The following is a 21,969-nucleotide window of genomic DNA, read 5'->3' as shown; positions in this document are numbered from 1 at the left end:
CTATGAAAACGGTAACTCTTCGTGCTCCAGGTGGGCTTGATTCGCTGGAGGTAAGAGACACTCCAGACCCGGGGCAGCCGGGACCGGGGCAGATACGGGTTGCAATACGTGCCACCTCTCTGAATTACCATGACCTGTTGGTGGCGAATGGTAGTATCCCGACGGAAGACGGTCGGGTTTTAATGTCAGACGGGGCCGGCGTTGTTGAGGCTGTCGGTGAAGGCGTCACAGAGTTCCAGATAGGTGATCATGTTGTTTCCGGTTTTTTCCCTCAGTGGCAGGACGGGCAAGCCTACGACAGAGTTGGAAATTTTGCAGAAACCCCGGGCGATGGCGTCGATGGCTTTGCTGCAGAGTACGCGGTTCGCGCAGCCACTGATTTTACTCACGCTCCTACTGGGTGGAGTCATGCGGAAGCGGCGACTATCACTACTGCGGGATTAACAGCGTGGCGCGCTTTGGTTGTAGAGGGCAACTTGAAGGCTGGGCAAAGTGTTTTGGTGCTGGGAACCGGCGGGGTCTCAATCGCAGCTCTGCAAATTGCCAAAGCAATGGGGGCCAGGGTCATTGTGACCTCTTCGTCAGATGCAAAGCTCGCAAGGGCTAGAAAGCTCGGAGCGGATCAAACCATTAACTATCGACGTTGTCCGGATTGGGGGCATGAGGTTCTCTCATTAACCGAGGGTCGAGGCGTTGACCATGTTGTTGAAGTAGGAGGGCCTGGTACTCTCAGTCAGTCTTTTCAGGCGGTTTGTGTAGGCGGCCACATAGCCCTTATAGGTGTTCTAACCGGTCGTGAGGGTCAGGTTCCTACGGGGCTGCTCATGGCGAAGCAGGCCCGGCTTCAGGGTTTGATTGTCGGTAATCGGCGGCAACAACAGGACTATATTGCGGCTCTTCAGCAAAATGATCTGCGCCCGGTGATAGATCAAAGCTTTCGTCTGGACCAATTAGCGGAGGCATTTGCCGTTCAACAAAGTGGCGGTCATTTTGGCAAGATCGTTGTTGAGTGGTGAGAGCTGTCGTGATGGCTAATCGGGTGATGTTGCGTCCGAGGCTCGGTTAGCATTAGGCAATGTGAAGCGTTGTCTCTTTGCCGTCCAGCACACTGGTGTTGAGGCGGCTTTTTTTGGTCTAGATATTCGGAAACTCTTGCTGAAGAAGGGTCAGTATCCAACTGTGCAGCGGATCCTGACTGGAACGAGAATGCCAGGCTGCGATCACATCGAAACACGGAGGCGATTGGTCGAGCTCGATCTCTTTCACCAGTGGGTTTGGCAAAATGCGTGATGGTAGGAATGCGATGCAGTCGGTTGATGCCACGCAAACCGGTGCGGCAGAGAAGCTTGGGACAGACATAACGACATTGCGTTTATAGCCATTACTGGCAAACCACTCATCGGCTGAGCCGATCAGGTTGGCTCGTGTCGGAGAGACAATGAGTTGGGGCAGTCCGGCAACGTCGCCTATCGTAAGTGGTCGGGCGAGCAAGGGAGAATCCTTTCGGGTTACGCAGACATGGTGCTCTGAAAAAAGCCATTGTGTCTGACAGCTTTCAGGAACAAATGCCGGAAAAGTCAGCGCGAGGTCCACGTCTCCCGATGCCAGTAACGCATAGAGTCGATCACTTTCAAAATCTCGCACGATTAACTTCAATCCCGGTGCCAGCTTTCGTAACTTCATCATCAGTCTTGGCAATACAACCGCTACAGCGTAATCCGTCGCTGAGATCACGTAGGTCGCTTCCACAGTGGTCGGATTGAAGTCGTCAGGCGCCATCAAACGATCAATACTCTCGAAAACAGCGTTAACTCGTGGTTCTAGCTGTTCAGCAAGTGGCGTGGGTATGACCCCTTGTCCGGATCGTATGAACAGTCGATCCTGAAAGGCATCTCTGAGTTTGCTGAGCTGAGCGCTGACGGCTTGTTGGGTCATGCCCATCTGACTCGCGGCTCGTGTGACACTCCTCTCTTTTAACAGAATTTTGAACACTCGCAGCTGCTTCAGGTCGACTCGGCTAATATCACTCATAATTGTATCTCTAACCAACAAATACTGTTTCTATTTGTTATTTTATCCGCATAGCATGCTCTTGTCATGACTCGCCACCCAGCGGCCTGGAATCTAGACATCGGTCTGTTGTGGGTGACGCGTTGATCCTATGCAGCGATAAGGTGAGAGCATTTCATGAGTCATAGTACTGATAGCGAACTAGTTCAACGGTCAATAAAGACCGACTATAAGATGTTCATTGACGGGCGATGGGTGACAAGTCTGTCTGGACGTTCTTCTCCTTCGATTAACCCGGCTACAGGTGCCGTGTTGACCAACATACCGATGGCCAACAAAGAAGATGTTGATGCTGCAGTGAAATCAGCGCGTAAAGCGCTGGCTGTTTGGGGTCAAACATCTCCCCAGGAGCGTCAACAGGCGTTGCTTGCAATTGCGAGCAGACTCGAAGCGCGAGCAGAAGAGTTTGCAATCCTTGAGACGCTTGACAATGGCAAGCCGGTCCGAGAAACCAGACAGATTGACGTCCCCCTGGCGATTGATCATTTTCGGTATTTTGCCGGTGTGATTCGTTCTCACAGCGATGAAGCTGTGCAGCTCGATAACAACACATTGAGCCTGGTGTTAAATGAACCTGTTGGTGTGGTTGGCCAAATCATTCCCTGGAATTTTCCGCTATTGATGGCAGCCTGGAAATTAGCGCCCGCGCTTGCAGCTGGCAATACTGTTGTCATCAAGCCATCCGAGATGACGTCTATAACCCTTCTTACATTGGGTGAAATTCTCAATGATGTACTGCCACCAGGAGTCGTAAATATTGTTACCGGTCAGGGTGCAGAAGCGGGACAAGCTCTTCTTGATCACCCAGACGTGGATAAACTTGCTTTTACGGGATCGACGGCGGTTGGGTACCGCGTGGCGAAGGCTGCGGCAGAAAAGCTGATCCCGGCCACTCTGGAGTTGGGCGGTAAATCAGCCAACATCGTGTTTCCCGATGCCAACCTGGAGAAAGCCCTGGAAGGAGCTGCTCTCTCTATTCTTCTCAATCAGGGAGAGGTCTGTGAGGCCGGGGCCCGTTTATTCGTTCATCACTCCATCTTTGAAAAATTCATTGGAGCGCTAAAAGAGCGTTTTGAACAAATCAGAGTAGGAGATCCTTTGGATCCTCAAACCCAAATGGGAAGCCAGGTCAGTGAACAGCAGATGGCGAGGATTCTGGGGTATGTCGACCTGGCGTCGCAGGAAGGCCTCAATGTTCTTACCGGTGGAAAGCGCTTGACCGGTGGGGCGCTGGGCCGCGGAAGTTTTATCGCGCCGACCATCATTACGGATGTATCAAACGATATGTCAGTGGCTCAGGAAGAGATTTTCGGCCCAGTGTTGGTGGTTATGCCATTTGAGGATGAAGCTGATGTTATCGCGTTGGCGAATGAATCCGATTATGGCTTGGCCGGGGCCGTCTGGACTCAGGACATCAATCGGGCCCTGCGAGTAGCTCGTGCAATTAAAACTGGACGGATGTGGGTCAACACTTATCACGAATTGCCCGCGCACGCACCCTTTGGTGGATATAAAAAATCTGGTATTGGCCGCGAAACTCACAAGATGATGCTCGATAGCTACACCGAGAAGAAAAACATAATCATCAGTTTGAATGAGTCCACGTACGGCCTGTTCTAGGGGCTTTTAGAGAGACCCTAAAGCAACATTAGAAACATACCTGAGAGGAATTAAAGTGATGAATGTAAGTTCTCTTTTTGAGTCGGTGAAATTGGGCCGTTTAAATCTGAAAAATCGTATTGTTTTGCCCCCTTTGACGCGATCAAGAAGTACGCAGCCCGGAAACATTCCAAATGATCTCATGGCCACCTACTACGCTCAGCGAGCCACAGCCGGTTTTATGGTAACCGAAGGCGTGCAGATTGAGCCGCGAGGTCAAGGCTATGCCTGGACTCCAGGTATCTTTACCGCAGAACAGATCGAGGGCTGGAAAAAAGTGACCCGCGCTGTTCATAGTCAGGGTGGCACAATTTTTTGTCAATTGTGGCACGTAGGACGGGTTTCCCATCGTTCGCTGCAGCCTGATGGGCAGGCTCCTGTTGCCCCATCCGCGATTCGCGCCGAAGGCGTAAAAGTTTTTGTTGAAACAGGGCCTGGGACGGGCGCGTTGGCAGATCCTGACGAGCCTCGTGAGTTAACCACGGCGGAGGTGCAGGAATTAGTTGCTATGTATGCGCGTGCAGCTCGTAACGCTGTTGAGGCCGGTTTTGATGGGGTAGAAATTCATAGTGCTAATGGCTATCTGGTCAATCAGTTTATCTCGGAGCATTCGAATCACCGGACCGACCAGTACGGCGGAAGCCTGAAAAACAGACTCCGGTTTCTTGAGGAAATCGTGTCTGCTATTTCTGCAGAGGTAGGCGCGGAGCGCCTTGGGGTGCGTTTTGCTCCATTGTTCGAGAGTACCGAGGAGGAACGAGTATATCTGGGGCTGGTTGAATCAGACCCGCATGAAACTTATCTGGAGGCTGCAAAGCTTCTGGAGAAGCGGGGGGTGGCCTATATCTCTATTGCCGAAGCGGATTGGGACAACGCACCAGAGCTTCCGGAAAGTTTCTGCGTGGCTCTGCGAAACGCGTTCAGCGGTGTTTTGATTTTTGCTGGCCGTTACACGCCTGAAAAAGCAATTCGCATGCTTGAGGCAGGTTATGGTGATCTGTTCGCTTTTGGTAAACCGTTCATAGCGAATCCTGATCTACCTGATCGAATTCGGAAGGGCTTGCCCTGGAACGATGTAGATCCGACAACGATGTACGGTGGAACTGATAAAGGATATACCGACTATCCGACTGTTGAGTCCCATTCCGATTCCCTCTCCAGAGAAAGGGTTACTGAACAGCTTTAAACAATGTCCCACGCAAATCCTCTTCCGAATCGGAAGGGGATTTGGTTGTTTTAAGTCTCGATGTACGAAGAGGGCGAAATCATACTTTCAGCAAAATTCATCATTTCAGGTGATGGTAGGCATATAGCGCAGTAATTATTCATATGAAAATCATTCCTTGATAATCAATCAACAATAGTAGATCGGCACGTTCAATAGTTTGAATTTTAGCCTCTCATCTGCTGCATCGTTGGAGTTCACGTCCGTTAAGGAAATGACCGATGAGTATTCATAGTACTGACCTTCTAGAGTGTATTGATTTGCGTAACCAAGCTGGTGAGGAAGAGGGGAGGTTTCCCAGGCGCTGGTATAAGCCCGTCACTGCAGTGATTCACAGCCAGAATGGTGATAAGCGAGTGATGAAGAAATACCCTAACGGAGTGTTTCCTTTATCATGGTATTTTCGTCTGTTGGCGAAGCATGAATACCGAATGCTCATCAGGGCGGATGGAACCGCGTTCACCCCCAGTTTGGCAAGCCGTTGTTCTGACGATCCGTGGACGATCACATATCGATATATCGATGGCATCGGTTTGAAAGATGCCTTCAGACAATCAGCGATTCCTGAAGATTTCTTCGTGAAGCTATACGCATCTGTGCAGCAGTTGCACCGGTACGGCATTGTCCATCTGGACCTGGGTAATTCTGGTAACGTATTGTGCTCGACTTCCGGGGATCCCAAAATAATCGATTTTGGATCTGCTCTTCCTCTGTATCTGCTTCCTCGTTCTATCGGAAGCTGGGCACGCAAGAGAGACTTGCTGGGCGTATTAAAGCTCTGGTATCGGTTTGATCGGAGGAGTATGCCAGAGGCTACGCTCAGATTTTTTCGGACAAACTATAAGAAAAATATCTACACCCCAAAGCGCTTTTTAAAAGCGTTGAAGCGCTGTTTGGCTAATCCCTCGCAAGCACGGCAAGGGTCGTCGCCCGTAGCCGCCATTATCGGGTTGTTCATTTCTCTGCTTTTGTTGACGTTCATCATTTAACGTGATGTTAGGACCTTATCTTGAGCTGTTTCTTGACGGCACTATACGACCGGTCTAATCTATCGGTTTGATATCTTTTAGATTTAATGGCGACAAGAGGGCACCATGCAGACGGTGAAAGTAAACAATCAGACTCATGTTGTGGATGTGCCCGGTGACATGCCATTGCTCTGGGTGTTGCGGGACATTCTCAAACTGACGGGTACCAAGTTCGGCTGCGGGATTGCCCAGTGTGGCGCCTGTACGGTCCATATGGATGGCCAGCCTATCCGTTCCTGTGTCATGCCGGTGGGCGATGTCTCGGGCCGCGAGATCACCACCATTGAGGCCATCGGCGAGCAACCGCTGGCGCAAAAGGTTCAGCGTGCCTGGCTCGACCATGAGGTTGCCCAGTGCGGGTATTGCCAGTCTGGCCAGATTATGTCTGCGGTGGCGTTGCTGGCCAACAACACCAGCATCGACGATCACGCGATTGACCAGGCGATGGCGGGCAACATCTGCCGTTGTGCCACGTACACCCGGATTCGCAGTGCCATTCAGGACGTCAGCGAGAGTGTAGGAGTCTGGCAACCATGAGCGATAACCATCTGACACAGGAAAGCGCATCCCGCCGGCAGTTTCTGAAAGGCAGCACCGCGGCCATGGGCGGGCTTATGGTAGGCGCCTGGCTGCCGCCGTTTGCGCCCAAAAGCGCCGCCGCAGCGGCCGTCGCCACCCAAAAGGGCGCCCTGGGTGACCGTTTTGCCAAAGGTTTCGGTGCCTTTGTCCGGGTGGGTCATGACGGCCGGGTTGCGGTGATCTCGCCCAAAATCGAGATGGGGCAGGGCATTCACACTGGTATTGCCATGATGGTCGCCGAGGAGCTGGAAGTCGGGCTTGACCAGATTGACCTGCAAGAGGCACCACCCGATGCCGAGCTTTATACCGACACCCTGCTGCAGTTTCAGGCTACCGGCGGTTCAACCTCAACCCGCTATACCTGGGAACCTCTGAGGCGGGCCGGGGCGACCGCACGAATATTGCTGGTTGAGGCCGCCGCCTCGGTCTGGAAGGTTGAGGCGGGGCAGTGCCAGGCCCGGGACGGTCAGGTGCTCGGGCCGGATGGTCAGGCGCTCGGTTATGGAAAACTGGTAGATCTGGCTGCGACTTATCCCCTGCCCGAGACCGTGGAACTCAAGCAGCCGGATGCGTTCCGGCTGATCGGAACTCCGGCGCAACGTCTGGATACCCCCGCGAAAGTGAATGGTGAGGCGAAATTCACCATTGATCTGGATGTTCCGGGCATGCTGATCACCTCGGCCCGGGCCTGCCCGGTCTACGGCGGTACTGTGCGCCAGGTTTCTGATCGCGCAGCGCGGGCGATTCCCGGGGTAAAGGACGTTGTGGTTCTGGAGAATGCAGTAGCCGTTACGGCCACGAATACCTGGGCGTGTTTTGAGGCTCTCAAGGCCCTGGACATTGAGTGGGACTACGGCGCCAACCGTGAACTCGATTCCGCCCGGCTTGGTGAGAAACTGCACGAGGCCAGCCGCCGTGATGGGGTGGTGGCGGCCGAGAACGGCAACATTGACCAGTCACTGGATACGGCAGCGACGCAATTTGAGGCCGTTTATGAACAGCCGTTTCTGTCCCATTCCCCGCTTGAGCCGATGACCTGCGTGGCCCATGTGCAGGCGGACGGTTGCGATCTCTGGGTGGGTACCCAGGTGCCCGGCCTGGCACAGCAAACCGCCGCGTCGATCACCGGGCTCAGCCCGGAGCAGATCCGGATCCATAACCAGTGGATTGGTGGTGCGTTCGGGCGCCGGCTGGATTTTGATTTCATCACCCAGGCCGTCCAGATTGCCAGCAAGGTGGATTATCCGGTCAAGCTGACCTGGAGCCGGGAAGAAGACATGACCCACGATATGTACCGTCCCCGGTACGTTGACCGCATGACCGCCGCCATCGGGGACGATGGATATCCGGCGGGATGGCGCCATCGCATTGCCGGAGGTTCGATTATTGCGCGCTACCTCGGTGGCTTGCCAGACAATGGTGTGGATTTCGATGCCGTTGAAATCGCGGTGGACCCGGTGTACCACCTGGATGATCTCAAGGTCCATTATATTCGGGAGGAGCCGGAGGTGGTGCCCATCTCCTGGTGGCGAGGAGTGGGGGTGTTGCGGGGCATTTATGCCGTCGAATGCTTCATCGATGAGCTGGCTCACAACGCCGGGATCGACCCGCTGACGTACCGCAAAACACTGCTCCAGCATCGCCCCAGGGTAGTGGCGGCACTGGAACGGCTGGCTGAGCAGAGCAACTGGGGCGACCCGCTGCCCGAGGGCCGAGGGCGCGGCCTGGCGGTCGGTGAAGTGTTTGGCAGTGTGGTGGCGACAGTAGTGGAGCTGTCGGCGGTGGGCGACAAGGGCATCCGTATAGACCGCCTGGTGACGGTGGTGGATTGTGGCCTGGTAACTAACCCCACCTCTGTAAAAGCGCAAATGGAAGGCGGCACGCTGTTTGGGTTGTCGGCGGCGCTGTTCAATGAAATCGAGATCGAGCAGGGGCAAGTACAGCAGGAAAACTTCCACGAGTATCGCCAGTTGCGTATGGGCGAAGCTCCCTCGGTGGAAGTGGATATTGTGCCCAGCGCGGAGGCACCGGGAGGCGTGGGTGAAGCAGGTACTGCGCTGATTGGTCCGGCGCTGGTCAACGCCGTTCATGCCGCATTCGGTGATCGTGTGCGCCAGTTACCGCTGACTCGTTCAGGCTATTACATTGTTTAAGGGAGGCGCTGTGAGAACGCTGGTTTATGGTTTGCTCGCGTATCTGATGACCGCAGCCGGGATGTCCCTGGCAAGTGAAGATGCGGCGATGCTTGAAAAAGGCAAATACTTGGCCAAGGCGGCCGACTGCGTGGCTTGCCACACCGCGCCCGGCAAGGAACCCTATGCCGGCGGGTTGGCCTTCGAACTGCCGTTTGGCACGCTGTATTCGCCCAACATCACGCCAGACCGGGAAACCGGTATCGGCGGCTGGAGCGATGAGCAGTTTGTCAAAGCCCTGCAAGAGGGTATTGGCCCGGAGGGCGATCATTACTACCCCGCCTTTCCCTATACGTCGTACACCAAAATGCCGCGCGAGGATATTCTGGCCATCAAGGCCTATCTGTTCAGTCTGGACCCGGTAGAGCAGTCTGCCCCGGAGAACGATATCGCGTTCCCCTTCAATCAGCGCTGGGGGCTGTATTTCTGGAATCTGCTCTTTCTGGACGAAGGCCGCTTTGAGCCCGACCCGGATCGCAGTGATGACTGGAACCGGGGTGCCTATCTGGTCACAGGCCCCGGACACTGCGGGGAGTGCCATACACCGAGAAATCTGTTTCAGGCCATGGATAGCAGCGAGCGCCTGGCCGGGGCCGACCTGGGAGGCTGGCGTGCGTACAACATCAGCGGTAGCGATTCCCATGGCATTGGCACCTGGACAGAAGAGCAGCTGGTGAACTATTTCAGGCAGGGCTATGCCGAGGGCCTGGGCGTTGCCGGCGGCCCCATGGCAGAGGTCGTCGAGCTGAGCCTGCGGCACCTGAACGACCGGGATCTGCGGGCGATAGCGACCTATCTGAAACAGACCGAGCCACAGGCCACCGGCTTGCCCCGGCCGACGCCCCTGGCAGACACATTGGCGGCACCGGAGCAGCCCGGGCTGGGCAGCAAGGTGTTTGCCGAGGCCTGTGCCAGCTGTCATCAGTGGAACGGAGAGGGTAACCAGTCGCCGGCTGCGACCCTGGCGGGCCTGAAAACGGTTCACGATCCGAAGGCGCGGAATCTGATGGGTATACTGATGGAAGGCAATCCGGCGTCCTCGCTGCCGGTGAACCACCGGATGCCGGATTTCGGAACCATTTACAACGATTATGAGCTGTCGGCCCTGGCCACCTTCGTTCTGCAACACTTCGGTGGCCTGGACGCGGAGGTGACACCGGAGCAGATCCGGGAACGTCAGGCTGCGGCCTTGCATTAAACCTACACGGGTATTCCAGGATGTCGGGATTGGTGTCGCTGTTAGAGGCGATCGCGAATCAGGAGCGCGCCGGCGAGGAGTTCGTTCTGGCGACGGTGGTGAAGGTCGAAGGCTCGGCCTACCGGCGGCCGGGCGCGCGTATGCTGATTTCCTCGATGGGACAGTCGGAAGGCACGGTCAGTGGTGGCTGTCTGGAGCAGGATGTCATCCGTAAGGCTTTCTGGCTGACCTCAGATGGGCCGACCGTGCGCAGTTACAGCACGGACGAGGAGGGCGAGGCCAGTGATACCTCCTATCATTTCGCACTAGGGTGTGATGGCAAGGTGCATTTGCTGTTTGAGCGGGTTACTCCCGACACCCAGTCCGATTTGGTGGATATCCTTAAACGTGTGAGAGCCGATATGCAGCAGGCGGTGGTTGCCACCGTCATCGGGGCGCCCGATGATTCCAGGGTTACCATTGGTGAGCGCCTGATACTTGCGCACTCGGGTGAACTGAAGGGCGGCCTGAGGGATGACGCTATCCGGCCGACTGTTCTTGCCGACATGAAGTCGGTGATGGCGAACGGTCGATCTCGGGTACAAAAATATCGTGGTCCAAACGGCAGCATTGAAGTGTTTATCGAGCTGGTGTCACCACCACAAAAGCTCGTGGTTTTCGGTGCTGGGCATGACGCTCAACCGCTGGTCAAGTTTGCAAAAATGCTGGGCTGGCACGTCACTGTCATCGATGGTCGCGCCACGTTTGCCGTCCCGTCACGGTTTCCTTTGGCTGACGAGGTTCGGGTAATTGAGAGTCATGATTCGCTGTTATCGACAGAAGAGCTCCTTGATAACGCGGCCGTCGTTATCATGACGCATAGTCTTGAGCAGGACAAAAACTGGCTATCGCTGGCCTTGAGAAGCCGCGCCAGTTATGTCGGGCAGTTGGGGCCACGATACCGGACTGAACGCTTGCTGTCCGGGATGGATGAGTCGAATGGGTCGGAAGTGACACGAGAAAAATTGCATTATCCCGTGGGGTTGGATTTGGGGGGAGACACCCCTGAAAGTGTCGCTATGGCGATAGTATCGGAAATCAGTGCCGTTCTGCGTGGGCGCAGTGGCGGCATGCTCATGCACCGAAGTGGCGCAATTCACTAGCCGCTTGAGGGCGCAATCGAGTTGAGAGGCCGTTGAAGACGGTTCCGCCGAATGGCGGTTTGGAGAACATTTTTTTGCCGGGCGAATATACGACCGGTCTAATAAGCAGGAGGTCAATAATGAAGGTTTTTTACAAAACGGCTGCCACGGCATCTGGCGGGCGGTCAGGAACGTCCACACTGAATGACGGAAGCTTTTCCGTGCAAATGGTACCGCCTGGTAGCAACGTTACCGGTGTTAATCCTGAACAGTTGTTTGCTCTTGGCTATGCCGCCTGTTTTGACAACGCCATGCAGCTCATGGCGAAGCAACTGAAGGTGGACGCACAAGGGGCCAAAACCTCGATCGAAGTGGGCATAGGCCAACTAACCGAGGGCGGTTACGGCCTTGATGTCGATATTACAGCTCATTTGCCCGGGATGGCCAGTTCGGACGCCGAGCGATTAATCGAAGCGACGCATGAGCTCTGCCCATACTCTAACGCGATTCGCGGCAACGTGGATGTTCGCCTACACATAGAAACGGAGACAACCCAATAATGAAGAACTTTAACTTCAGAAACCCGACTCGAATATTATTCGGTAAAGGCACCATCGCAGATATTAAAGACCACGTTCCCGCTGATGCGAGAGTTCTTGTTCTATACGGTGGTGGCAGTGCGGAACGGACCGGTGTGCTGGCTCAGGTACGTGATGCACTCTCTGCCCATACGTTTTATGAGTTTGGCGGCATTGAGCCGAACCCACGCTACGCTACAGCGCTGAAAGCAGTTGAAACGATCCGGGAAAAGGATGTGACATTCGTGCTTGCCGTCGGCGGAGGATCCGTCATCGACGCAGCCAAGTTTATTGCAGCGGCTGCAGACTATGACGGTGATCCCTGGGAAATCCTCACGACACGTGGTTCAGTTATCACGAGAGCGATCCCATTCGGCACTGTGCTAACGCTGCCTGCAACCGGATCTGAGATGAACTCAGGCGCAGTGATTACGAATGCTGAAAAAGGCGCTAAGCTTCCATTTAGCAGCCCTCATTGTTATCCCACATTTTCGGTACTCGATCCCGAGGTTACCTACACCCTACCTCCCCGCCAGGTCGCGAATGGCGTGGTAGACGCGTTTGTCCACACAGTTGAGCAGTATCTGACATACCCTGTTTCTGCTTTCGTCCAGGATGGTTTCGCTGAAACTCTGCTGCGTACCTTAATCGAGCTTGGACCCAAGGCACTCGAGACACCGGATGATTACGATACCCGCGCCAACCTGATGTGGACAGCAACGATGGCTTTGAATGGATTGATTGGAGCCGGGGTACCGCAAGACTGGGCCACTCATATGATTGGTCACGAAATTACCGCGCTGAATGATACCGATCACGCTCGCACGCTGGCGATTGTTCTGCCTTCACTTCTGAATGATCAACGTGTCCCGAAACGAGAAAAACTTCTTCAGTATGCCCGTAATGTTTGGGGGATTGTTGATGGCGGTGAGGAGGACCGCATTGATGCTGCCATTGAAGCGACACGGGAATTCTTTCAGCGGATGGGGATAAAAACACAGCTGCGGGATTATGGCATCGCCGAACCCGAAATTGATCAGATTGTCACCGGCCTACAGGAGCATGGCATGACTGCACTCGGGGAATACGGTGTGATTGCTCCTGAAGATGCCCGTCGGATACTCGAAGCAGCACTGTAGGGAGAGCAATCATGACAAACATTGAAACGGTGAACCGAAAGTTCGTGCTTGCGAAACGTCCGAAAGGCGAGCCGACGAAAGACACACTTAAACTTGTCAGAGAGCAGATTCCCTCGGTTGGGAATAATCAGATGCTCTTGCGCACTGAATTCCTGTCTCTGGACCCCTACATGCGGGGCAGGATGAGCGATGCACCCTCCTACGCGGCCCCGGTGGAACTGGGCGAAGTCATGGTCGGCGGAACAGTCGCAAGGGTTGTGTCGTCTCATATCGAGGGCTTCTCGGCGGGAGACTGGGTGTTAAGTGGCAATGGTTGGCAGGACTATTCGCTGTCAGACGGGGAAGGGGTGATTAACCTGGGTTCCTCACCGGCACATCCGTCCTGGGCGTTGGGGGTGCTAGGCATGCCCGGGTTCACTGCCTGGGCCGGATTAACACAGATCGGTCGGCCGCAGTCCGGAGAAACCATAGCGGTGGCTGCAGCAACCGGCCCGGTAGGTGCCACTGTTGGTCAGATCGGTAAGCTCCTTGGGTGCCGCGTAGTTGGTATTGCCGGTACCCCGGAAAAGTGTGCTTATGCGGTCGAAGAGTTGGGGTTTGACGCGTGCCTTGATCACACTTCACCTGACTTCGCAGACCAGCTAACCAACGCGTGTCCGGACGGTGTTGATGTCTATTTCGAGAATGTAGGCGGCAGGGTCCTCGATGCTGTGGTTCCGCTTCTGAATACCAACGCGAGGGTACCGGTATGTGGACTTGTATCGCAGTACAACGCCACCGAACTACCGCCGGGCCCAGACAGGATGAACTGGCTGATGTCGGTGATTCTGCGCAAAAGGCTCAAGGTGCAGGGATTCATTATCTTCGAGGATTTCGGCCATCTCTACCAGGACTTCGCTGAAGTAATGGGTGACTGGGTCGAAGCCGGAAATATCAAGTATCGAGAAGAAATCATTGATGACCTGGAAAATGCCCCCGAGGCATTCATAGGCCTTCTCAGGGGCGAAAATTTTGGTAAACGGGTTATCCGCGTAGGTCGTCGCGCATAACGCAGAATCTGTGATTAATTGAGGCAAGCAATGAAGATATTAATGGTACTGACTTCACATGATGAGCTGGGGGATACCGGCGAGAAAACTGGCTTCTGGCTGGAAGAACTGGCTGCGCCCTATTACGCCTTCAAGGATGCGGGAGCGGATATCGTATTGGCGTCGCCCAATGGAGGACAGCCGCCGTTAGACCCGAAAAGCAATGAGCCTGATTTTCAGACGGATGCTACGCATCGTTTTGAAGCTGATACCGAAGCAGTAGCAGCCCTGGCTTCAACGGTCAAACTCGCAGACGTGGTGGTTTCCGATTTCGACGCCGTATTCTATCCGGGCGGCCATGGCCCGCTGTGGGATTTGGTTGAGAACTCCGAGTCCATCGCGCTCATCGAAAGCGCAATTCGCGCGGATAAACCCGTGGCTGCAGTTTGTCACGCCCCGGGAGTACTCCAACACGTTAAAGACAACAATGGATTCCCCCTCGTTAGGAATAAGCGGGTGACCGGGTTCACCAATACAGAAGAGGAGGCGGTCGGCCTCACTAACGTAGTTCCATTCCTCGTGGAGGACATGCTGAAAGAACATGGAGGCAGCTACAGTTGTGGTGATGACTGGCAGTCATATGTGGTTACTGATGGTCTTTTGGTCACCGGGCAAAATCCAGCTTCTTCGGAGGCTGCTGCCCAAGCGTTGTTAACGCTTATAGCATCCAACTAATCTGGATTCAGGGCGTTATTACCCTCGAAAGCTGAACCAAATCAGCGAAGTCGGCCGGGATATGATTCAGGCTGGCCCATTTCCCTCACCGGGCCCACTTGCCTTTTGGCATCCAAGAGACAAGTGGGCACTCGATAATGTAATCCCTCATGAAAAAGCTACTCATCCTGTCTTTTGGAATGTTCGCTATTGGCACCGGTAGTTTCATTATGGCGGGCCTGCTACCCGAGGTTGCAGAGAGCCTTAATGTCAATGTCGGAACAGCTGCAGGCATGATTGCCGCCTTTGCTGCTGCATATGCATTGATGACTCCTATTTCCGCCACGCTACTTGTGAATTTCTCTTACAAACCAATTCTGATCTTTGGTATGGCTGTCCTGGCTGTAGGGCATATCCTATCTGCAGCATCTTCGGATCTTGAACTGATAATCGCTGGCCGAGCCTTGGCGGGCTTTGGTTGCGCCTTGTATATGCCAATTGCCGGAGCTGCAGCGACCGCAATAGTTGCGCAGGAATACTGGGCGCGTTCATTATCCTTGATAACAGCCGGGCTGAGTGCCTCGACCGCTATTGGGGCGCCATTGGGAATTGCGCTCTCAACGAGTTTTGGTGACTGGCGGCTTGGTATGTGGTTCGTTGCCATTCTGGCCAGTTTGGCAGCTATCGGACTGGTATTTTTACTTGACCCTGCCCTTAAGCCAGCCACAAGAAAGAGACCCTTGGATCTTCTAAAACCGATCAAGAGACTCTCCATTTTGGGAGTCCTGGGAACAACCTTGTTTCTGATGACAGGGTCATACATCGTGCATAGCTACGCCAGTGTTCTTCTTGAGCCCGCCACCGCTGGTAATGGCCAGACTTTGGCTTTAATGATGGCTTGCTGGGGTGTTGCAGCGACTATAGGAACCTTCTCTGCTGGTAGATTAACTGATAAATGGGGCGGCAGGACGGTCATCTTTGCAGGGCTTGGATTGCTGGGCCTGGACTTCTTGATTTGGCCATTGCTTTCATCTTCGCCCGTTATGGCGGTGGTGCCAATTGTCGTATGGGGCGCCTTGGCCTGGGGCTGTCTGGTGCCTTTGCAACACCAACTAGTTAAAACCGCGCCCTCCAGTGCGTCGATTGTTCTTGGCCTGAACACATCCGCCATCTATCTGGGAGTTTCGTTCTCCACATTTATTGGGAAGCATGTATACCAAACACTCGGAACCGACTCTCTGAATGTAGTCGCAGCGGGCTTTATAGTTCTTGCCTTCGGGATATACAGCTTTAGCCATCACATCAGTTTGAATGATAAAGCCAATATAACGTGATGATTATTTTTGGCGCTTTGAAGTAAAGATAATTCCTGCCACGCGTCACTCCGGCATTGATTTAACAATCTACTCGGTGCCGGCTTCAGAGTTCCTAATGAAAACGAAAAAGGTTGAGTCAATGAGATATCGATTTCTCGTCGCACTGAGTGCGGCCGTTTTTATTCTTGCGGGTTGCGATAACGTAGCTCAAAACAATGTCTCCGACTCTCAGCCACCCGCGGTTGAGGTCGTCGCCGCAGCCCGCGTTGGTGTTCAACCACAGAAAACCTACACCACGCGCATTGAGGCGCCAGAGAACGTGGAACTTCGTCCCCGGTTGTCCGGTGTGATCGATAGAGTTCATTTTCAGGAGGGGCAAAGGGTAAATAAGGGCGACGTTCTCTTCCAACTGGATGATCGCCACCTGAATGCTCGAGTGGAGCAGCTTAATTCCGAGCTGGCTCGTGCCCGGGCCGCGCTTCATCAAGCCAAAGCCGAAGCCGAGCGTGCTGGTCGATTACTGCGCAGCAATGCCATTTCCGAAGAACAGGCGGAACTTCGCGAGTCGGTTCGTCGTCAGGCAGAGGCGGAAGTTTCATCTCTTAACGCCCAGCTCAAGGAAGCAGAGCTTCAGTTGGGCTACGCCACCATTCGGTCTCCGATCGAAGGTGACATTTCCAGAGCGAATATCACGGCCGGAAACACCGTCATTGCGAACCAGAGTCGTCTGACGACGATTGCATCGAATCAGGATCGCTACGCTTATTTTGATATGGACGAGAGCACTTGGTATCGCTTCTTCCAGACACGTGATCAGGCACTTGGATCTCCGGTACGCATCCAGTTAATTGGGGAAAGCAATTTTTCACACGTGGGCGAGATCGACTTTGTCGACAACAGCATTGATTCCGACACAGGAACGCTCCGTTTGCGCGCGGTATTGTCAGATTCAGGCGGCACTCTGGTTCCGGGTGCATTTGCACGTGTGAAAATCGCTGTGGCCGGTACAGAACAGAAAATTCTTGTCCCGGATAGAGCCATTGCTACCGACCTGGACAGCCGATTTGTGCTCACGGTAAACGATCATGGCGAAACTCGTTACACCCCCGTGGAAATTGGCCAGCGCTACGGCACTTTCCGTGTGGTAGAGCAGGGCATCGCCGAGGGCGATCTGCTGGTAGCAAATGGTGCTGCCAAGGTGGGGCCAGATATGAAGATTGCTCCAACTTTGCTCTCAGAAGCGCCTTCTGACATTGCTTTTACCCTTGAAGATCACGCATCGACAGTCCAGCAGACCGCTGGCGTCGAGTTCTGAGGCCTGCTATATGAAGTTTCCACATTTCTTTATCGACCGGCCGATTTTCGCCGCCATGCTGTCCCTGATCATACTGATCGGGGGGGGCATTTCCCTTTTCCAGTTACCGATCAGTGAATATCCGGAAGTCGTGCCTCCAACCGTCGTGGTTACCGCGAACTATCCGGGCGCCAACCCCAAAGTGATTGCTGAGACCGTGGCTTCTCCTATTGAGGATGAAATTAACGGCGTTGAGAACATGCTGTATATGTCCTCGCAGGCAACCGCAGACGGTCGAATGACGCTTACAGTGACGTTTGCCCTGGGCACGGATCTGGACAAAGCTCAGGTACAAGTACAGAACCGCGTTGATATCGCTCTGCCACGACTACCAGAGGAGGTTCAGCGCCTTGGCGTGGTGACGGAAAAGTCGTCTCCTAACCTGAGCATGGTCGTACATCTGCATTCTCCCGATCAGAGCCGGGACATTACCTACCTGGCGAACTACGCCGAACTGAATGTAAAAGATGAAATCGCCCGCCTGGGCGGAGTAGGGGATGTGCGGTTGTTTGGTGGGAGTGAATTTGCCGTGCGTCTATGGCTGCGCCCTGACGACCTGGCTGCCCGTAATCTCAACGCGACGGATGTTGTTAACGCGGTTCGTGCCCAAAATCGACAGATCGCTGCGGGCACTTTGGGCGCACAGCCCGCGCCAACGGATAATCAGTTTCAGTTGATGTTGAATGTCCGTGGGCGACTGACTTCCCTGGATGAGTTTCGGGATATTGTGCTGAAAATCGGCGAGAACGGTGCTATCACTCGTCTGTCGGACGTTGCCCGGGTCGAATTGGGACAGAGCACTTACGCACTGGAAGCAGGGTTGGACGGAAAGCCGGCGGTTGCCATGCCCATTTTTCAGCGCCCCGGCGCTAATGCGATTGAGCTCTCCGACAGTGTCCGGCAGACTATGAACAAGCTGTCGGAATCCTTTCCGAAAGGCGTCACCTACGACATTGTCTACGACCCGACCGTGTTTGTTCGTGGGTCTATCGATGCAGTCATTGCCACGTTGCTCGAAGCCATTCTTCTGGTGGTGCTGGTGGTTGTGCTGTTCTTGCAAACCTGGCGCGCCTCAATTATTCCGCTTGTTGCAGTTCCTGTATCGCTTGTGGGCACCTTCGCGGTGATGCAGTGGTTTGGCGTTTCGATCAATACGCTCTCACTGTTCGGGATGGTACTGGCCATCGGGATAGTGGTTGACGACGCGATAGTGGTGGTGGAAAACGTCGAGAGGAACATTCATCAGGGATTGTCACCTCGGGAAGCTACCAAGGTAGCCATGAACGAGGTAACTGGCCCGATCATCGCCATTGCTCTGGTGTTGTGTGCAGTCTTTATTCCGACCGCATTCATCACCGGGTTGTCGGGTCAATTCTATAAGCAGTTTGCGTTGACCATCACAATCTCGACCGTCATCTCGGCAATCAACTCCCTGACCCTGTCACCGGCTCTTTCAGCCCTGTTATTGAAAGGCCATGATGAAAAGCCGGATCGACTTTCCCGCTTACTTGACAAGGTCTTCGGTCGTTGTGTGTTCCATCCCTTCAACCGATTCTTTGACCGGATCGGTACAGCGTATGAGTTGTTGGTCAAGAAACTGGTTCGCTACGGCGCCATTGTAGGCGTTGTGTATGTGGGCCTGACGGTATTCTCTGGCCACTTGTTCAATGTTGTTCCTGGCGGATTCATTCCGCAGCAGGACAAGCAGTACCTGGTTGCTGTGGCTCAACTCCCGGATGCGGCCAGCCTGGATCGAACTGTTGCGGTGGTTGATGAGATGCAAGAGCTTGCCCTTGGAATAGACGGCGTGGCTAATACGGTCGCCTTTCCGGGGCTGTCGATTAATGGCTTCACCAACAGTTCCAACAGCGGCGTTGTGTTCTTGCCGCTGGATGATTTTGATAAGCGGACGACGCCCGAACTGAGCGCCGGTGCCATTGCCGTAAGGCTGAATGCAGCCTTTGCCGGTATTGATGAAGGCTTCGTGGCTGTGTTCCCGCCCCCACCGATTTTGGGGCTGGGTACGACCGGCGGGTTCAAACTGCAGATCGAAGATCGCAGCAGTAAGGGTTTTGAAGCGCTTTTTGGTAGCTTGCAAACTACGTTGAAAGAAGCCCGGAAACACCCCGCGCTGACTGGTTTGTACTCCAGCTTTCGGGTTCAGGTACCGCAGTTTGATCTGGATATCGACCGGGAGCGGGCGATGCTTCTGGGCATTCCGCTGGAGTCGGTGTTTGATACTCTTCAGGTGTATCTGGGCTCGGTCTACGTTAACGATGTGAACCTGTTTGGTAGCACTTATCAGGTGATTGCACAAGCGGAGGCCGAGAAGCGACTGGATCCCGAGCACATTCTTAACCTGAAGGTTCGCAACCAGCAGGGTCAGATGATCCCGCTCTCGGCGATCTTGAATGTGGAGTCAACCATTGGGCCGGATCGTGTGATGCGTTACAACGGCTATCCTACGGCGGAGCTGAATGGGTCGCCCGCTCCGGGCTTCAGTTCTGATCAGGCTCAGGCAGCTATCGAGGAAGTGCTGGCTCAGACGCTACCGGATGGTATGACCTTCGAATGGACAGAGGTGACCTACCAGCAAGAGCTTGCAGGTAACACCATGGTGTACGTGTTCCCGCTTGTTATCCTTTTGGTGTTCATTGTGCTGGCTGCTCAGTATGAGAGTCTTCGTCTGCCGTTTGCCATCATTCTGATTGTGCCAATGACCCTGCTATCCGCATTGGCCGGCGTTTGGTTGGCCGACGGGGACAACAATATATTCACCCAGATTGGCTTGATCGTGCTGGTGGCCCTGGCGAGCAAGAACGCGATCCTGATGGTGGAATTTGCCAGGGACCTGAATCTGAGTGGTTACACGCATTATCAAGCGATTATCGACGCTTGTCGCCTGCGGCTTCGCCCGATCCTGATGACGTCAATTGCCTTCACCGCAGGCGTAGTGCCGCTGGTGCTGGCCAGTGGTGCCGGTGCGGAAATGCGACACGCGATGGGTATAGCTGTGTTTTCCGGGATGATCGGTGTCACCGTTTTTGGCCTTCTCTTTACGCCCGTGTTTTATGCCGTCATTCAGCGTGCAAAAGCGGACGCAGCCAGAGCCCGTGAGAAGAAAGCGGCGACCAAGGATCAGATCACGGAGAACAACCATGCTTAAGAGCGCAGTCTGGATAGTCTTTGGATCAATCCTGCTCACCGGCTGTGCCGCGACCCCGGATTATGAAGCTCGACAGGCCGCCAATGCTCGATACTTGGATAGCCTTGAGTTCGATGTGCAGCCGGCAGGCGCCAACACACTGGCGTGGTGGCGAGATTATCAGGACACCCAGCTCAACCAACTTGTTGAGGTTGCCCAGACGGCAAATCTGGACCTGCTGGCTACGCGGCAGAGAGTTCGCCGGGCTATTGCAGACCTCGGGGCCGACGAAAGTCGGTTGTTGCCACAGGGAGAGGTAGTCGTCGACTATGACGCTACGGACCGAAACAGCGTCCAGGAAACTGCTTCTGTGGGCCTGTCGGCGTCTTGGGAGTTGGACCTGTTTGGACGGCTTAGAGCTTTGGTAGATGCGGGGGAAGCCAATCTTGAAGTTGCACTGAATAATCAGCGTGCGATGCTGAAAGAAGTGACTGTCGGTGTTGTGCGGGCCTACATAGAGTGGGTGGCAGCCCGACAGCGCGTTCAGCTAATCAAGGAAGATATACGGACTCTTGAAAATACCCGTAAGGTAATGGCGTTACGGGTCCATGAGGGGCTCTCGCCAGACCTCGATCTGGCGAGAGCGGACACCTTGCTGGAGCAGCAAAGGGCCAAATTGCCGGATGCCCGAGCCCAGTTATATCGGGCAAAAGCGGTGCTGTCAGTTCTGGTGAATGAAGACCCGGAAACTCTGACCCTTCGGCCGGCGTCGGGAGTGTTAGCTGTGTCGGTTGGTGTGCCGGGGGCTAATAGGGCGAATGAGGCAATGCAACGCCGAGCTGATATTGGCGGAGCACTGGCGACGCTCGCCAAAGACGTCGCGCAAGGCAATGCCCTGCGGGCAGAACTCTACCCACAAGTTTCGGTGGAGGGCTTCCTTGGCGTGACGGATGTAGCGGGCCAGTCTGATGGATTCGAAAGTACTGCGAGTATCGCCCCACGGATTTCCTGGTCGTTGCTGAGTTATCCGGTGATTATGCAGCGCGTGGACAGTCAGAACGAAGTGTCGGAAGAAAGCTATATTCGCTATCGGCAAACGATAATCAAAGCGGTAGCGAGTGCGCGGGTAGCGGTTTTCGACTACGGTCGAGCTGTTGAGGCCGATCGCGCAGCGGGCAGGGCCTTTGAGGCAGCCAATCAGTCGTTCAGCATCGCGTCTACCATGCATGGCGAGGGGGCGATCGGCTATCTTGATCTGCTTGATGCCAATCGAACCTTTATTTCGGCTCAACAGGATCGGTTGCTGGCCAGGCTTATGCGCGCCAATGCACAACTTGAGGTGCTTGCGGAGTTCAGTGGTGTGTGGTCGTCGGCGATTCATCAGAAGCTTTTAATAGAGCAGTCGTCCGGCTCTTAAGCGTTGGTGTGCAGTTTGGCGGGTACACCTACAGTGTTCCAGTATCGCATTGTTGGTGGGACATTCGTTAAAAAATGACCTGTCTCAACCCCGTATGTGTCTTATTTTGGCAATGTGTAACCTTTATGATCATTTAGTACGCATGCTAATATTGTACGATTGCTCCTTGCTGCTTTGGCTTCCGGGGGGCTAGCCTGCACAGTGCT

Annotated in this window: 17 protein-coding genes; 16 read left to right on the top strand and 1 reads right to left on the bottom strand. The window is 54.4% G+C overall.

What is annotated here, in order from left to right:
• Positions 1–2 precede the first annotated feature (2 nt).
• On the top strand, positions 3–1,016 hold the full coding sequence (locus tag ACF8YQ_RS14895) for an NAD(P)-dependent alcohol dehydrogenase (RefSeq protein ID WP_206856395.1): 1,014 nt from the start codon (positions 3–5) through the stop codon (positions 1,014–1,016).
• Between the two features lie 118 nt (positions 1,017–1,134).
• Here the strand turns inward: ACF8YQ_RS14895 and ACF8YQ_RS14890 are convergent, their stop codons facing one another.
• Positions 1,135–2,031 carry a LysR family transcriptional regulator gene (locus ACF8YQ_RS14890; protein ID WP_206856391.1) on the bottom strand — a complete coding sequence of 299 codons (897 nt, stop codon included), beginning with the start codon at positions 2,029–2,031 and terminating at the stop codon, positions 1,135–1,137.
• A 156-nt stretch (positions 2,032–2,187) separates the two neighbouring features.
• Between ACF8YQ_RS14890 and ACF8YQ_RS14885 the strand changes: the two genes are divergently transcribed.
• From ACF8YQ_RS14885 to ACF8YQ_RS14815, 15 genes are all read left to right on the top strand, one after another.
• Positions 2,188–3,690: an aldehyde dehydrogenase family protein gene (locus ACF8YQ_RS14885; protein ID WP_206856389.1), complete on the top strand. Its 1,503-nt coding sequence runs from the start codon at positions 2,188–2,190 to the stop codon at positions 3,688–3,690.
• 58 nt (positions 3,691–3,748) lie between these two features.
• A complete protein-coding gene (locus tag ACF8YQ_RS14880; RefSeq protein ID WP_396621850.1) occupies positions 3,749–4,915 on the top strand; it encodes an alkene reductase in 1,167 nt (388 codons plus the stop codon).
• Positions 4,916–5,175: 260 nt separating this feature from the next.
• Positions 5,176–5,943 (top strand): hypothetical protein, encoded by a 768-nt coding sequence (locus ACF8YQ_RS14875; RefSeq protein WP_396621849.1) that lies wholly within the window; start codon positions 5,176–5,178, stop codon positions 5,941–5,943.
• A 105-nt stretch (positions 5,944–6,048) separates the two neighbouring features.
• Positions 6,049–6,519, top strand: coding sequence for a (2Fe-2S)-binding protein (locus tag ACF8YQ_RS14870; protein WP_396621848.1), 471 nt, complete (start codon positions 6,049–6,051; stop codon positions 6,517–6,519).
• Positions 6,516–8,714 (top strand): molybdopterin cofactor-binding domain-containing protein, encoded by a 2,199-nt coding sequence (locus tag ACF8YQ_RS14865; protein WP_396621847.1) that lies wholly within the window; start codon positions 6,516–6,518, stop codon positions 8,712–8,714. The genes ACF8YQ_RS14870 and ACF8YQ_RS14865 overlap by 4 nt, the downstream gene beginning before the upstream one ends.
• A 46-nt stretch (positions 8,715–8,760) precedes the next feature.
• Complete coding sequence (locus ACF8YQ_RS14860) at positions 8,761–9,951, top strand: c-type cytochrome (RefSeq protein ID WP_396623314.1); 1,191 nt, start codon at positions 8,761–8,763, stop codon at positions 9,949–9,951.
• A 32-nt stretch (positions 9,952–9,983) separates the two neighbouring features.
• Entirely contained in the window at positions 9,984–11,093 is a 1,110-nt protein-coding gene (locus ACF8YQ_RS14855) for an XdhC family protein (RefSeq protein WP_206856377.1), read from the top strand.
• Positions 11,094–11,212: 119 nt separating this feature from the next.
• On the top strand, positions 11,213–11,632 hold the full coding sequence (locus ACF8YQ_RS14850; RefSeq protein ID WP_206856375.1) for an organic hydroperoxide resistance protein: 420 nt from the start codon (positions 11,213–11,215) through the stop codon (positions 11,630–11,632).
• The gene (locus tag ACF8YQ_RS14845) at positions 11,632–12,789 is read left to right on the top strand and encodes an iron-containing alcohol dehydrogenase (RefSeq protein WP_222180566.1); all 1,158 of its coding nucleotides are present in this window, start codon (positions 11,632–11,634) and stop codon (positions 12,787–12,789) included. The genes ACF8YQ_RS14850 and ACF8YQ_RS14845 overlap by 1 nt, the downstream gene beginning before the upstream one ends.
• 11 nt (positions 12,790–12,800) lie before the next feature.
• The gene (locus tag ACF8YQ_RS14840) at positions 12,801–13,838 is read left to right on the top strand and encodes an NADP-dependent oxidoreductase (RefSeq protein WP_224851312.1); all 1,038 of its coding nucleotides are present in this window, start codon (positions 12,801–12,803) and stop codon (positions 13,836–13,838) included.
• 30 nt (positions 13,839–13,868) lie between these two features.
• A complete protein-coding gene (locus tag ACF8YQ_RS14835; protein WP_206856369.1) occupies positions 13,869–14,552 on the top strand; it encodes a type 1 glutamine amidotransferase domain-containing protein in 684 nt (227 codons plus the stop codon).
• 149 nt (positions 14,553–14,701) lie between these two features.
• Positions 14,702–15,865, top strand: coding sequence for an MFS transporter (locus ACF8YQ_RS14830; RefSeq protein ID WP_206856367.1), 1,164 nt, complete (start codon positions 14,702–14,704; stop codon positions 15,863–15,865).
• A gap of 97 nt (positions 15,866–15,962) precedes the next feature.
• Entirely contained in the window at positions 15,963–17,162 is a 1,200-nt protein-coding gene (locus tag ACF8YQ_RS14825; RefSeq protein ID WP_206856364.1) for an efflux RND transporter periplasmic adaptor subunit, read from the top strand.
• A gap of 10 nt (positions 17,163–17,172) precedes the next feature.
• Positions 17,173–20,367: an efflux RND transporter permease subunit gene (locus ACF8YQ_RS14820; RefSeq protein WP_396621846.1), complete on the top strand. Its 3,195-nt coding sequence runs from the start codon at positions 17,173–17,175 to the stop codon at positions 20,365–20,367.
• A complete protein-coding gene (locus ACF8YQ_RS14815) occupies positions 20,360–21,763 on the top strand; it encodes a TolC family protein (RefSeq protein ID WP_224851309.1) in 1,404 nt (467 codons plus the stop codon). Before ACF8YQ_RS14820 ends, ACF8YQ_RS14815 begins: the two co-directional genes overlap by 8 nt.
• Positions 21,764–21,969 lie beyond the last annotated feature (206 nt).

Origin of the sequence: Marinobacter sp. W-8 (assembly GCF_044342215.1) — a bacterium.
Lineage (GTDB): Bacteria > Pseudomonadota > Gammaproteobacteria > Pseudomonadales > Oleiphilaceae > Marinobacter > Marinobacter nauticus.
The sequence above is the reverse complement of the archived record's forward strand: the minus strand, read 5'-3'. Positions and strand labels throughout refer to the sequence as shown.

Coding starts and splice junctions, on each gene's coding strand:
- ACF8YQ_RS14860 (WP_396623314.1), top strand. CDS start 8,761: ATGACCGCAGCCGGGATGTCCCTGGCAAGTGAAGATGCGGCGATGCTT.
- ACF8YQ_RS14870 (WP_396621848.1), top strand. CDS start 6,049: ATGCAGACGGTGAAAGTAAACAATCAGACTCATGTTGTGGATGTGCCC.
- ACF8YQ_RS14830 (WP_206856367.1), top strand. CDS start 14,702: ATGAAAAAGCTACTCATCCTGTCTTTTGGAATGTTCGCTATTGGCACC.
- ACF8YQ_RS14885 (WP_206856389.1), top strand. CDS start 2,188: ATGAGTCATAGTACTGATAGCGAACTAGTTCAACGGTCAATAAAGACC.
- ACF8YQ_RS14875 (WP_396621849.1), top strand. CDS start 5,176: ATGAGTATTCATAGTACTGACCTTCTAGAGTGTATTGATTTGCGTAAC.
- ACF8YQ_RS14890 (WP_206856391.1), bottom strand. CDS start 2,031: ATGAGTGATATTAGCCGAGTCGACCTGAAGCAGCTGCGAGTGTTCAAA.
- ACF8YQ_RS14820 (WP_396621846.1), top strand. CDS start 17,173: ATGAAGTTTCCACATTTCTTTATCGACCGGCCGATTTTCGCCGCCATG.
- ACF8YQ_RS14895 (WP_206856395.1), top strand. CDS start 3: ATGAAAACGGTAACTCTTCGTGCTCCAGGTGGGCTTGATTCGCTGGAG.
- ACF8YQ_RS14825 (WP_206856364.1), top strand. CDS start 15,963: ATGAAAACGAAAAAGGTTGAGTCAATGAGATATCGATTTCTCGTCGCA.
- ACF8YQ_RS14840 (WP_224851312.1), top strand. CDS start 12,801: ATGACAAACATTGAAACGGTGAACCGAAAGTTCGTGCTTGCGAAACGT.
- ACF8YQ_RS14835 (WP_206856369.1), top strand. CDS start 13,869: ATGAAGATATTAATGGTACTGACTTCACATGATGAGCTGGGGGATACC.
- ACF8YQ_RS14850 (WP_206856375.1), top strand. CDS start 11,213: ATGAAGGTTTTTTACAAAACGGCTGCCACGGCATCTGGCGGGCGGTCA.
- ACF8YQ_RS14865 (WP_396621847.1), top strand. CDS start 6,516: ATGAGCGATAACCATCTGACACAGGAAAGCGCATCCCGCCGGCAGTTT.
- ACF8YQ_RS14815 (WP_224851309.1), top strand. CDS start 20,360: ATGCTTAAGAGCGCAGTCTGGATAGTCTTTGGATCAATCCTGCTCACC.
- ACF8YQ_RS14845 (WP_222180566.1), top strand. CDS start 11,632: ATGAAGAACTTTAACTTCAGAAACCCGACTCGAATATTATTCGGTAAA.
- ACF8YQ_RS14880 (WP_396621850.1), top strand. CDS start 3,749: ATGAATGTAAGTTCTCTTTTTGAGTCGGTGAAATTGGGCCGTTTAAAT.